General features: G+C 69.0%; 12 protein-coding genes. 5 read left to right on the top strand and 7 right to left on the bottom strand.

Features of this window, described 5'->3' with window-relative positions:
• Window positions 1-372 (bottom strand): DivIVA domain-containing protein (locus FRW57_RS10865; protein WP_152185995.1); only part of this gene is annotated, 372 nt, incomplete at its 3' end.
• A 62-nt stretch (window positions 373-434) separates the two neighbouring features.
• Here FRW57_RS10865 and FRW57_RS10860 point away from each other — a divergent pair.
• Complete coding sequence (locus tag FRW57_RS10860; protein WP_152185994.1) at window positions 435-1,685, top strand: DUF4032 domain-containing protein; 1,251 nt, start codon at window positions 435-437, stop codon at window positions 1,683-1,685.
• 35 nt (window positions 1,686-1,720) lie between these two features.
• On the opposite strand, the gene rlmB is transcribed toward FRW57_RS10860, so the two are convergent.
• Both rlmB and cysS read right to left on the bottom strand, forming a co-directional pair.
• Window positions 1,721-2,689 (bottom strand): 23S rRNA (guanosine(2251)-2'-O)-methyltransferase RlmB, encoded by a 969-nt coding sequence (rlmB, locus tag FRW57_RS10855; protein WP_137120712.1) that lies wholly within the window; start codon window positions 2,687-2,689, stop codon window positions 1,721-1,723.
• A gap of 14 nt (window positions 2,690-2,703) precedes the next feature.
• The gene (gene cysS, locus FRW57_RS10850) at window positions 2,704-4,131 is read right to left on the bottom strand and encodes a cysteine--tRNA ligase (protein WP_152185993.1); all 1,428 of its coding nucleotides are present in this window, start codon (window positions 4,129-4,131) and stop codon (window positions 2,704-2,706) included.
• Window positions 4,132-4,237: 106 nt separating this feature from the next.
• Between cysS and FRW57_RS10845 the strand changes: the two genes are divergently transcribed.
• From FRW57_RS10845 to FRW57_RS10830, 4 genes are all read left to right on the top strand, one after another.
• Complete coding sequence (locus tag FRW57_RS10845; protein ID WP_162529335.1) at window positions 4,238-4,708, top strand: phosphatase PAP2 family protein; 471 nt, start codon at window positions 4,238-4,240, stop codon at window positions 4,706-4,708.
• Between the two features lie 139 nt (window positions 4,709-4,847).
• Window positions 4,848-6,119: a quaternary amine ABC transporter ATP-binding protein gene (locus FRW57_RS10840; RefSeq protein ID WP_152185991.1), complete on the top strand. Its 1,272-nt coding sequence runs from the start codon at window positions 4,848-4,850 to the stop codon at window positions 6,117-6,119.
• Window positions 6,116-6,991 (top strand): ABC transporter permease, encoded by an 876-nt coding sequence (locus FRW57_RS10835; RefSeq protein WP_137120716.1) that lies wholly within the window; start codon window positions 6,116-6,118, stop codon window positions 6,989-6,991. The genes FRW57_RS10840 and FRW57_RS10835 overlap by 4 nt, the downstream gene beginning before the upstream one ends.
• Window positions 6,992-7,065: 74 nt before the next feature.
• A complete protein-coding gene (locus FRW57_RS10830) occupies window positions 7,066-8,031 on the top strand; it encodes a glycine betaine ABC transporter substrate-binding protein (protein WP_137120717.1) in 966 nt (321 codons plus the stop codon).
• A 79-nt stretch (window positions 8,032-8,110) separates the two neighbouring features.
• Here FRW57_RS10830 and FRW57_RS10825 read toward each other — a convergent pair whose 3' ends face one another.
• The 4 genes from FRW57_RS10825 to FRW57_RS10810 all read right to left on the bottom strand — a co-directional run.
• Window positions 8,111-8,749, bottom strand: a complete 639-nt coding sequence (locus tag FRW57_RS10825; protein WP_137120748.1) for an MBL fold metallo-hydrolase — start codon at window positions 8,747-8,749, stop codon at window positions 8,111-8,113.
• Window positions 8,750-8,814: 65 nt separating this feature from the next.
• Complete coding sequence (locus FRW57_RS10820; protein ID WP_152185990.1) at window positions 8,815-9,900, bottom strand: S-(hydroxymethyl)mycothiol dehydrogenase; 1,086 nt, start codon at window positions 9,898-9,900, stop codon at window positions 8,815-8,817.
• Between the two features lie 125 nt (window positions 9,901-10,025).
• Entirely contained in the window at window positions 10,026-10,514 is a 489-nt protein-coding gene (gene ispF, locus FRW57_RS10815; protein WP_152185989.1) for a 2-C-methyl-D-erythritol 2,4-cyclodiphosphate synthase, read from the bottom strand.
• A partial coding sequence (locus FRW57_RS10810; protein WP_203230294.1) for an IspD/TarI family cytidylyltransferase occupies window positions 10,501-10,806 on the bottom strand: 306 nt, incomplete at its 5' end. The genes ispF and FRW57_RS10810, both read right to left, overlap by 14 nt.

Below are 10,806 nucleotides of genomic sequence, written 5' to 3'. Positions count from 1 at the left end.
CCCGACCGCCTCCGGCGCACCGGCTGGTGATCCGGCGGGAGCCGGTGGGGCGGCGGGACCTGGTTCGCGACGAGCCGCCGCCTGTGCCGCGGCGGCGAGCTCGTCCGACCTCAGCCGCTCGACCACGGAGTCGAGGAGGGCATCGACCTCCTGCTCGGTGTAACCCTGCCGCAACGCCACGGACCCGAACACCTGGTCCGCGACCGACTGTGCCGTGAGGGTCCGACGCTCCACCGGGCGGTCGAGCTCGTCGGCCACCTCCTCGAGGAACGCGTCCACCTCGGTCTGGTCATAGCCACCGCGACGGGTCGTCAGGACTGCCTTGCGCACCTCGTTCGAGCCGAGCCTTGACGGGCTGTTGCCATCGGTCATCTCGTCCTCCTTCGGAGGTCGCCTCTGGTTGGGCCATCGACAATCGTGCCACGATAGGGCCCGTGGCCCCGCAGATCACGGCAGCACGACCCGACCAGGCGTTGTTCGACCTGCCTTGGTCGGTCCCCCTCCAGGACTGGCCGGAGGAGCGCCTCGCAGCGCTGCCCCGCGGCATCTCGCGCCACGTCGTGCGGTTCGTCCAGCTGTCCGGCCGCGTGATCGCGGTCAAGGAGATCAAGGCCGACCTGGCCCGGCGGGAGTATCAGATGCTCCGCTCCCTGCGCCGCCTCGACCAGCCCTGTGTCAAGCCGATCGGCGTGATCAGCGACCGGGTCGATGCCGACGGGCATCCGCTCGACGCGTGCCTGCTGACCCGTCACCTGCGGTTCTCCCTCCCCTACCGGGCGCTGTTCAGCCAGACCCTGCGTCCCGACACCGTCGGACGGCTGATCGACGCCCTGGCCGCGCTCCTGGTGCGGTTGCACCTCGCCGGCTTCTGGTGGGGCGATGTGTCGCTGTCCAACACGCTGTTCCGCCGCGACGCGGGCGCCTTCGCGGCATACCTCGTCGACGCCGAGACGGGAGAGCTCCAGAGTCGCCTGTCGGACGGTCAGCGCGACCACGACCTGGAGATCGCGCGGGTCAACATCGCCGGTGAGCTGATGGACCTGTCCGCGGGCGGTCTGCTCGAGGCCTCCGTCGACCCGGTCGACACCTCCGCGCTGATCGTCTCCCGCTACGAGAAGCTGTGGCGGGAGCTGACCGAGCTGGAGCGCTTCGAGCTGGGCGACCGGTGGCGGGTCGACGAGCGCATCCGGCGGCTCAACGAGCTCGGGTTCGACGTCGACGAGCTGGCCATGTCGACCGACATCGACGGCACCCACATCCAGATCCAGCCCAAGGTGGTCGACGCCGGCCACCACTCGCGTCGGCTGCTGCGGCTCACCGGCCTCGACGTCGAGGAGAACCAGGCCCGCCGTCTGCTCAACGACCTCGACTCCTACCGCGCCGCGACCGACCGGCAGGGCGACGACGAGGAGTTCGTCGCCCACGACTGGTTGTCCAAGGTCTACGAGCCGGTCACCCGCAAGGTGCCTGCCGAACTGACCGGCAAGCTCGAGCCGGCCGAGGTCTTCCACGAGGTGCTGGAGCACCGGTGGTTCATGTCCGAGCGCCAGGGCCACGACGTCCCGATCATGGAGGCTCTGCAGGACTATCTCGACAGCGTCCTGCCGACCAAACCCGACGAGGCTTCCGTCGTCGGAGTCGACACGCAGGCGATGCCGGTGCGCGCCCGGCCGATCGAGCGCTGACCAACACGCCGCTCCTCCCCGCGTGGGAAGGTCGATCAGGCGCGAGCGCGCTGCCGGGCGACCTCGTAGAGCGCAACCCCCGTCGCGATGCCCGCGTTGAGGGACTCCACCGACGACGACATCGGGATCGAGACGATCTGGTCACAGGTCTCGCTCACCAGGCGCGAGAGCCCCTTGCCCTCGGAACCGACGACCACCACCAGGGGTTCGGTGGCCAGCTCGAGTCCGGGCAGCTCGACGTCGCCGTCCATGTCCAGGCCGAGCACGAAGAAGCCGTCCTTGCGGTAGGCCTCGAGCGTCCGGGTCAGGTTGCTGGCCAACGCCACCGGCACCCGGGCCGCGGCCCCGGCCGACGTCTTCCACGCACTGGCCGTCATCCCCGCCGAGCGGCGCTCCGGCACGACGACGCCGTGGCCGCCGAAGGCCGCGACGGAGCGGATGATCGCGCCGAGGTTGCGCGGGTCGGTGATGCCGTCCAGCGCGACGAGCAGCGGCGCTCCCGGGGCCTCCGGGTTCACCAGGTCACGCGGATCGGCATACACGTAGGGCGGCACCTGCAGCGCCAGTCCTTGGTGCACGGATCCGTCTGACAACCGGTCGAGTTCGCCGCGCGGTGTCTCCAGGATCGGGATGCCGCGCTGCGTCGCGATCTTCACGGCCTCACGGACCCGGTCGTCCGACTCGACCCGGCCCGCGACGTACATCGTCGTGGCCGGGACCTCCGCGCGAAGGGCCTCGAGCACCGAGTTGCGGCCCGCCACCACTTCGCTCGAGCCCTTGCCGCGGCGGGACCCGCGGGATCCTCCGCGCGCTCCCGACGCGTCGGAGCGTTTCTGCGCCCGGACAGCGTTCTTGTGCGCCTGGTGCTTCGGGCGGTCGACGGCCTTCGGAGTCGGACCGCGGCCCTGCAGTCCCTTGCGCCGCGCCCCGCCGCTGCCGGCGGACGGCCCCTTCTTGGAGGAGCCCTTGCGGACCGCGCCGCGACGCGAGGAGTTCCCGGGCATGTTCTGTCCGCCTTTCAGGCGTCGGTCCGTCGGGGCAGCGACCAGCGCGCTCCCGAGGCGGTGTCCTCGACGGCGATCCCCGCCGCCGTGAGCTGGTCCCTGACCAAGTCAGCAGTTTCGAAATCCCTTGCTGCTCTCGCAGATTCCCGCTCAGCGAGCCGTGTGGTGACGAGCGCGTCCAGGGCCGACATGGCGTCGTCGGCGGTGCGGCTCGACGTGCCGTTCCACCGCGGGTCGAGAGGGTTCACCCCGAGCACCTCGGTCATGCCGACCACCAACCACGCGAGACGTGCGGCTTCGTCGTCGTCGCCCTCGTCGAGCGCGGTGTTGCCCGCCCGCACGGTCTCGTGGACGACCGCCAGCGCGCCGGACACGTTCAGGTCGTCGTCCATCGCGGCCGCGAAGTCGCCGGGCAACGGCGTTGCCTGCACTTCCTGTTCGTCGTCCAGGGCACGCCGCAGGAAGCCCTCGATTCGCTCGACGGCGGCCTCCGCCTCGGGGAGGGAACCCTCGTGGTACTCGATGGTGGAGCGGTAGTTGACGGCGCTGAGGTAGTAGCGCAGCGCGATGGGCCGCACGGTCTTGGTGATCTCGCTGACCATCAGGGAGTTGCCGAGCGACTTGCTCATCTTCTCCCCGCCGATCGTCACCCAGGCGTTGTGCAGCCAGTAGCGGGCGAACCCGAGCCCCGCGGCGTGTGACTGAGCCTGCTCGTTCTCGTGGTGCGGGAAGCGCAGGTCGACTCCACCGCCGTGGATGTCGAAGGTGTCGCCGAGGTACTTGCGCGCCATCGCCGAGCACTCCAGGTGCCAACCCGGACGTCCGCGGCCGTAGGGCGTCGGCCAGCTCGCCGACTCCGGCTCGCCCTCCTTGTGCCCCTTCCACAGGGCGAAGTCCCTCGGGTCACGCTTGCCCCGCGGGTCGGCGTCCTGGGCCGGCTCCATGTCGTCGAGGCGTTGGTGAGTCAGCTCGCCATACGCCGCGTAGCTCTTCACGTCGAAGTAGACGTCGCCGCTGCCGTCCTCGGCGACGTAGGCGTGCCCGGCGGCGATGAGTGCCTCGATGAGTTCGACCATCTCGGGGATGTGACCTGTCGCACGCGGCTCGTAGGTGGCCGGCAGGACTCCCAACAGTTCGAGCGCCTCGCTCGTCTCGCGCTCGAACTGGTAGCTCCAGGCCCACCACTCTCGCCCCGCGCCGGCCGACTTCGCGAGGATCTTGTCGTCGATGTCGGTGACGTTGCGCACCAGCGTCACGTCGTAGCCATGGCCCGTGGCCAGCCACCGCCGCAGGATGTCGAAGGCCACCGCAAAGCGGATGTGGCCGATGTGCGGAGCGCCCTGGGTCGTGAGCCCGCAGATGTAGAGCCCCACTCTGTCGTCGTGGAGGGGCTCGAAGTCGCGCAACTCTCGCGCGGCGGTGTCATACAGTCGAAGACTCACCCGGCTAGGTTACAAGCCGCCGGAGCACCCACTGCCCACGCGGCGGCGCCGAGCATCCCATCCTCTCTCATGCGGTTCTCAGGACACTGCGGGACGATGTCTCATCGTGGACTCCCTCGTTGCCGTCGTCGCACAAGACGCGATCTATCTCGTCGCCGCGTTGGCGGTGGTCGCCTGGCTGCTCTCGCCCCGCCACCACAAGGTGGGGTTCGCGGTGCAGGGGGTCCTGGCGCTGGCTGTTGCCTTCGCGCTCATCAAGGCCGCCAGTGCCGTGTATGTCGATCCGCGTCCGTTCGTGGTCGACCCGGCGCTGCACCCACTCTTTGCCCACCCCGCCGACAACGGCTTTCCTTCGGACCACACTGCGGTCGCCTCGGCTGTCTCGTTCGTGGTGCTCGCGCACCGTCGCAGCATCGGCGTGGTGATGCTTGCGCTGAGTGTCCTGATCGGTGCGGCACGGGTGGCTGCGCACGTCCACCACTGGCTCGACATCGGGGCCGGGCTGCTCGTCGGTGTGGTCGCTGCGGCGGTCGCAGTCGGCGTGGTGCGAGCCCTCCAGACGCTCCGTACGAGGTAACAAGTCGACCACGAGGTGAGCGTCCGACTTTGACCCGTCAACGTCGCCTGTGGTTGGTTGGAGGGACTGTCCGCGCCTGGAAAGGGTCGATGTCGGGCTGTACTCGAACTCATTTCTGACCGCAGAAGGTGATTTTTTCGTGCCTGCCATCGAGGCGGAACACCTCTACAAGGTGTTTGGACGCAAAGCGAGGGAAGGCGTCTCCCGACTGCAAGAAGGTGCCACCCGAGAGCAGCTGAGCAAGGACGATGGCCTGACGGCTGCGGTCATCGACGCCAGCTTCACCGTCAACGAAGGCGAGATCTTCGTCGTGATGGGCCTGTCCGGCTCCGGGAAGTCCACCCTGATCCGGATGGTCAACGGGCTGTTCGAGCCCACGGCCGGCAAGGTGAAGATCTACGGCCAGGACGTCACGGACGCGAGCACCAAGCAGCTGCGGGCGATCCGCCGCGAGCGGGTCAGCATGGTCTTCCAGCACTTCGCGCTCTTCCCACACCGCACCGTGACCGAAAACGCCGCCTACGGCCTGGAGACACAGGGAGTCGGCAAGGCCGAGCGGCACCAGCGCGCGGTCGAGGCGCTGGAGCTGTGCGGGCTGAAGGGCTGGGAGGACCGCCTCCCCGGCCAGCTGTCCGGTGGGATGCAGCAACGTGTCGGCCTGGCGCGAGCTCTGGCCGCTGACACCGACATCCTGCTCATGGACGAGGCGTTCAGCGCACTGGACCCGTTGATCCGGCGGGGCATGCAGGACCAGCTGATCGAGCTGCAGCACCGGTTGCAGAAGACCATCCTGTTCATCACCCACGACCTCAACGAAGCGATGCGGCTCGGCGACCGGATCGCGATGATGCGCGACGGCCGGATCGTCCAGATCGGCACCGCCGAGCAGATCCTCAACGACCCGGCCAACGACTACGTGGCCCGGTTCATACAGGACGTGGACCGCAGCAGGGTCCTCACCGCGTCGTCGGTGATGGAGCCTCCGGTCGCCCTGCTGGGCGCAGAGGGGGGTCCGCGCGCGGCGCACAAGCTGATGCGGGAGAACCAGATCGACACGCTCTTCGTGGTGGACCGCGACAGGCGGTTCCGTGGTGTCCTGCGCGAGCCGTCCGTGGTGCGGTCGCTCGAGAGCGGTCGGGACACGATCGACGACATCCTGCAGACCGACGTGCCCACGGTCACCTCCGACACCGTGGTCGCCGACCTGTTCCACGACTCGGCCGACACCGAGGTGCCGCTGGCGGTGATCGACGGGGACGGACGGCTGACCGGCGTCATCCCCAGGGTCACGCTGCTGGCTGCCCTCGGTGACATCAGCGCCAAGAGCAACGGCGACGGGGACGCCGAGGACGGTTCGCTCACGTCCGACGGTCCAGGCGTGAAGCCGAAGGGCAAGGAGGTGACGGCATGATTCCCACCGCCGTCAACATCCCGAGACTGCACATCGGCGATTGGTTCGAGACCGCTGTCGAGTGGATCAAGGACAACCTCGGCCCCCTGCTCGATGTGATCAGCTATGTGGGGAACTTCCTCAACGACAATCTCGCGGCCGGCTTGCACTGGGTCCCGCCGCTCATCCTCGCGATCATCCTCGGGCTGCTCGCCTGGGCCGCTGGCACCTGGAAGCTGGGCCTCGGCTCGCTGATCGGCATGCTCATCATCCAGAGCATGAACCTGTGGTCGTCGGCCATGGACACGCTGGCCCTGGTCATCGTGTCCACCGTGGTGGCCCTGGTCATCGCGGTGCCGCTGGGCGTCGTGGCAGCACGAAGCAGCGTCGTGAGCCGCGGACTGCGGCCCGTCCTCGACTTCATGCAGACCCTGCCGGTGTTCGTCTACCTGGTGCCGACAGTGGTCATCTGGGGCATCGGCGTCATCCCCGGCATGGTCGCCACCGTGATCTTCTCCATCCCGCCCGGCGTCCGCCTGACCCAGCTGGGCATCCAGCAGGTCGACAAGGAGATGGTCGAAGCCGGCCATGCGTTCGGCGCACGACCCAGAGCCATCCTGTTGCGCATCCAGGTCCCGCTGGCGATGCCCACGATCATGGCCGGCGTCAACCAGGTGATCATGCTGGCCCTGTCCATGGTCGTGGTCGCCGGTATGGTCGGGGCCGGCGGGCTGGGCTCCGACGTCTACCAGGGCCTCACGACCCTGGATGTGCCCCTCGCGTTCGAGGGCGGACTGGGCGTGGTGATCCTGGCCATGTTCCTCGACCGCGTCACCGCCGGCGTGGGCGGACGGTCCTCCGTGGCCCGCGCCCAGCGCAAGACGTCGCGCTGATCCCCCGGCCACCGACACAAACCGCACTCACCGGCCAGACGGTGACTGCCACCACCTAGGAAAGGGATAGAGACATGCGGACGACACGAACCTCCAAGGCGGTGGCCACGGGCGTGGCAGCGCTCGTTGCGACAGCCCTGATCGCCGGCTGCGGGTCCAGCAAGACGGCCACGGGCGGCAGCGGAGGGGCGGACACGGGCGCCAGCGGCGGCGGCGGCGGCAGCTCCTCCAAGGAGATCACCATCCCGATCGCGTCCGGGTGGGACGAGGACGTCGCCGTCAGCCACCTGTGGAAGTACGCCCTGGAGAAGGAGGGCTACACCGTCAAGGTGCCGAGCCTGGACATCGGGGTCATCTTCAACGGCATCTCGCAGGGCTCGGGCAGCAACGCCGACCTCTTCTTCGACACCTGGCTGCCCAAGACGCACGCCCCCTACTGGAAGAAGATCAAGAACAAGGTCGAGGACCTGGACGTCTGGTACGACCAGGCGACCCTCAACATCGCGGTGCCGACCTACATGAAGGACATCAACTCCATCGCCGACCTCAAGGGCAAGGCGGACGAGTTCGACGGCAAGATCACCGGTATCGACCCGGGTGCCGGGCTGACGCGCGTCACCAAGGAAGACGCGATGAAGCAGTACGGCCTGGACGACTACACCCTGCAGACCTCGTCGACCGCAGCGATGCTGGCGGCGTTGCAGAAGGCGACCGACGACAAGGAGCCGATCGTCGTCACCCTGTGGCACCCGCACTGGGCCTACAGCGCCTTCCCGATCAAGGACCTCAAGGACCCCAAGGGCGCGATGGGCGGGGCCGAGAAGGTCCACGCCATCGCCCGTGAGGGATTCAGCAAGGACCACCCGAAGGTCACCAAGGCCGTCAAGGCGTTCAAGATGGACGACAAGACCCTGGCTGGTCTGGAGCTGCAGGTCATCCAGAAGCACAAGGACGACCCGGCCGCCGGTGTCGAGGCGTGGGTCAAGCAGGACAGCGCCAACAAGGCCTTCGTCGACAAGATGATCGCCAACCTGAAGTAAGCAGCCCTCCGCTGACTCGCCCGAGGGGCCCCGCCGACCTGGTCGGCGGGGCCCCTGGACGTCAGGAGGAGCTCGGCGCTCAGCCTTCGGGCGCCCGCCACTCGTCCGCCTGCGCGGCCTCGGCCGCGATCGTGGTCGAGTCACCGTGGCCGGTGCGCACCACGGTCTCGGGCGGCAACGTCAGCAGCCTGGTCCGGATCGACTCCACGATCGTCGGGAAGTCGCTGAAGGACCGCCCCGTGGCGCCCGGACCGCCCTGGAAGAGCGTGTCACCGCTGAAGACCGTGCCCAGCTCCTCGCAGTAGAAGCAGCAGGCCCCCGGCGAGTGACCCGGGGTGTGCAGCACCTGCAGCCGCACCCCGGCGACCTCGATGACGTCACCGTCGGCGAGCTCGTGGTCGGGCGTCACCGGATAGACCCGGTCCCACAGCATCCGGTCGTCAGGGTGCAGGTATGACGGTGCTCGCGTCGCGTCGAACACCTCGCCCACCGCGTTGATGTGGTCGTCATGGGCATGGGTAAGCAGCACGGCCTTGAGCGTGCGCTCCCTGCCGACCGCGCGCAGGATGGCCGGGCCGTCGTGCGCGGCGTCGATGACCACACACTCTTCGTCGTTGCCGACGATCCACACGTTGTTGTCGACGTCCCACGTGCCACCGTCGAGGCTGAAGGTGCCCGACGTGACGAGGTGGTCGATCCGCGCCTCGTTGCTCACCATCCCTGGTCGGGGCTCCTCCGCGGCAGGTCGCTGCGCTCCATTCTCGCCGCTGTCGTCGCCGCTCATCACAGCTCCACCACCGAGCGCAGGACCTTCCCCTCGTGCATCTTGTCGAAGGCCGCCTCGATGTCGTCCAGGGTGATCGTCTCCGACACGAACGCATCGAGGTCGAAGCGTCCCTGCTGGTAGAGGTCGACCAACATGGGGAAGTCTCTGGACGGCAGGCAGTCGCCATACCAGCTGGACTTCAGCGCACCGCCCCGGCCGAAGATCTCGATCATCGGGAGCTCGACCTTCAGCTCCGGTGTGGGCACACCGACGAGGACGACGGTGCCGGCGAGGTCGCGGGCGTAGAACGCCTGCTCGTAGGTCTCCGGCCGGCCGACCGCCTCGACGACGACGTCGGCGCCGTTGCCGCCGGTGAGCGACCGGATCGCCTCGACGGGGTCGTCGTTCCTGGAGTTGACCGTGTGGGTGGCGCCGAACGCCTTGGCCTGCTCGAGCTTCCGGTCGTCGATGTCCACCGCGATGATCGTGGTGGCGCCCGCGACCTGGGCCCCGGCGATCGCGGCGTTGCCCACTCCACCGCAGCCGATCACGGCGATCGAGTCTCCGCGGCCCACGCCACCGGTGTTCACGGCGGCGCCGAACCCGGCCATGATCCCGCAGCCGAGCAGCCCCACGGCCTTGGCGGAGGCCTCGGGGTCGACCTTGGTGCACTGTCCAGCGGCCACCAGGGTCTTCTCGATGAAGGCCCCGATGCCCAGCGCGGGCGAGAGTTCGGTGCCGTCGGTGAGGGTCATCTTCTGGGTGGCGTTGTGGGTGTTGAAGCAGTACCAGGGCTTGCCCTTGGCACAGGCCCGACACTGACCGCACACGGCCCGCCAGTTGAGGATGACGAAGTCGCCGGGCTCGACCTCGGTGACCCCCTCGCCGACGGCCTCGACCGTGCCCGCGGCCTCGTGCCCCAGCAGGAACGGGAAGTCGTCGTTGATTCCGCCCTCGCGGTAGTGCAGGTCAGTGTGGCAGACGCCGCAGGCCTCGATCTTGACCACCGCCTCACCGGGGCCCGGATCGGGCACCACCACGTCGACGACCTCGACCGGCGCGCCCTTGGCGCGCGCGATGACTCCCTTGACCGTGCTGGGCATTCCGCGCTCCTGTGTGTCGTGAACTGTTGTCGTGATCCTCTCCCTCGCACCCTAGCCAAGCGGCCTCGCGGGAGGCATGGCCGTCCGCGGTTCGGATCTGGGATACGAGACTCTCGCGGGAGAGGTCAGGCGCGGATGACCAGGGCGGTGGCGATCGCGGCCAGTCCTTCGCCACGGCCGGTCAGCCCGAGCCCGTCGGTGGTGGTGGCGGACACCGAGACCGGGGGCCCGCCGAGCGCCTCGGACAGGACGGCCTGCGCCTCCTGCCGTCGGGGGCCGAGCTTGGGCCGGTTGCCGACGACCTGCACCGCGACGTTGCCGATGGCGAACCCGGCCTCCTCGAGGATCTGGCGGGCGGCAGCCAGCAGGACCGGACCCCGAGCACCCGACAGCTCGGGGCGTCCGGTGCCGAAGTGGGTGCCGAGGTCGCCGAGCCCGGCAGCCGAGAACAACGCGTCACAGATGGCGTGCGAGACGACGTCACCGTCGGAGTGTCCCTCGATGCCGGTCTCGCCCGGCCACTCGAGCCCGGCCAGGAACAGCGCGCGGCCGTCCGCGGCATACGGGTGGACGTCCACGCCGATCCCCGTGCGCGGCACGTCAGGACGCGGCATACGGCTGTTCCTCGAGCAGTCGCTCGGCGAGTGCGAGGTCCGCGGAGGTGGTGATCTTGAGCGCCAACGGGTCTCCCTCGACCACGAGGACGTGCCCGCCGGAGCGTTCGACCAGCCCGGCGTCGTCGGTGGCGCGGACCCGGTCGTCCGCTGCGGCGCGGTGCGCGTCCTCGAGCACCTCCCGCAGGAACGCCTGCGGCGTCTGGATCGCCCGCAGGCTCTCGCGCGGCGGGGTCGCGAGGACCCGGCCGGCGTCGTCCACGGCCTTGATGGTGTCGGGCACCGGCACACC

The organism is Segeticoccus rhizosphaerae (assembly GCF_009192725.1).
GTDB classification, from domain to species: Bacteria; Actinomycetota; Actinomycetes; order Actinomycetales; family Dermatophilaceae; genus Segeticoccus; species Segeticoccus rhizosphaerae.
The sequence above is the reverse complement of the archived record's forward strand: the minus strand, read 5'-3'. Positions and strand labels throughout refer to the sequence as shown.

What these genes read in the sequence shown, in the direction of transcription:
- FRW57_RS10820 (WP_152185990.1), bottom strand. Translation starts at nt 9,900, where the DNA reads ATGCCCAGCACGGTCAAGGGAGTCATCGCGCGCGCCAAGGGCGCGCCG.
- FRW57_RS10835 (WP_137120716.1), top strand. Translation starts at nt 6,116, where the DNA reads ATGATTCCCACCGCCGTCAACATCCCGAGACTGCACATCGGCGATTGG.
- ispF (WP_152185989.1), bottom strand. Translation starts at nt 10,514, where the DNA reads ATGCCGCGTCCTGACGTGCCGCGCACGGGGATCGGCGTGGACGTCCAC.
- FRW57_RS10825 (WP_137120748.1), bottom strand. Translation starts at nt 8,749, where the DNA reads ATGGTGAGCAACGAGGCGCGGATCGACCACCTCGTCACGTCGGGCACC.
- rlmB (WP_137120712.1), bottom strand. Translation starts at nt 2,689, where the DNA reads ATGCCCGGGAACTCCTCGCGTCGCGGCGCGGTCCGCAAGGGCTCCTCC.
- FRW57_RS10830 (WP_137120717.1), top strand. Translation starts at nt 7,066, where the DNA reads ATGCGGACGACACGAACCTCCAAGGCGGTGGCCACGGGCGTGGCAGCG.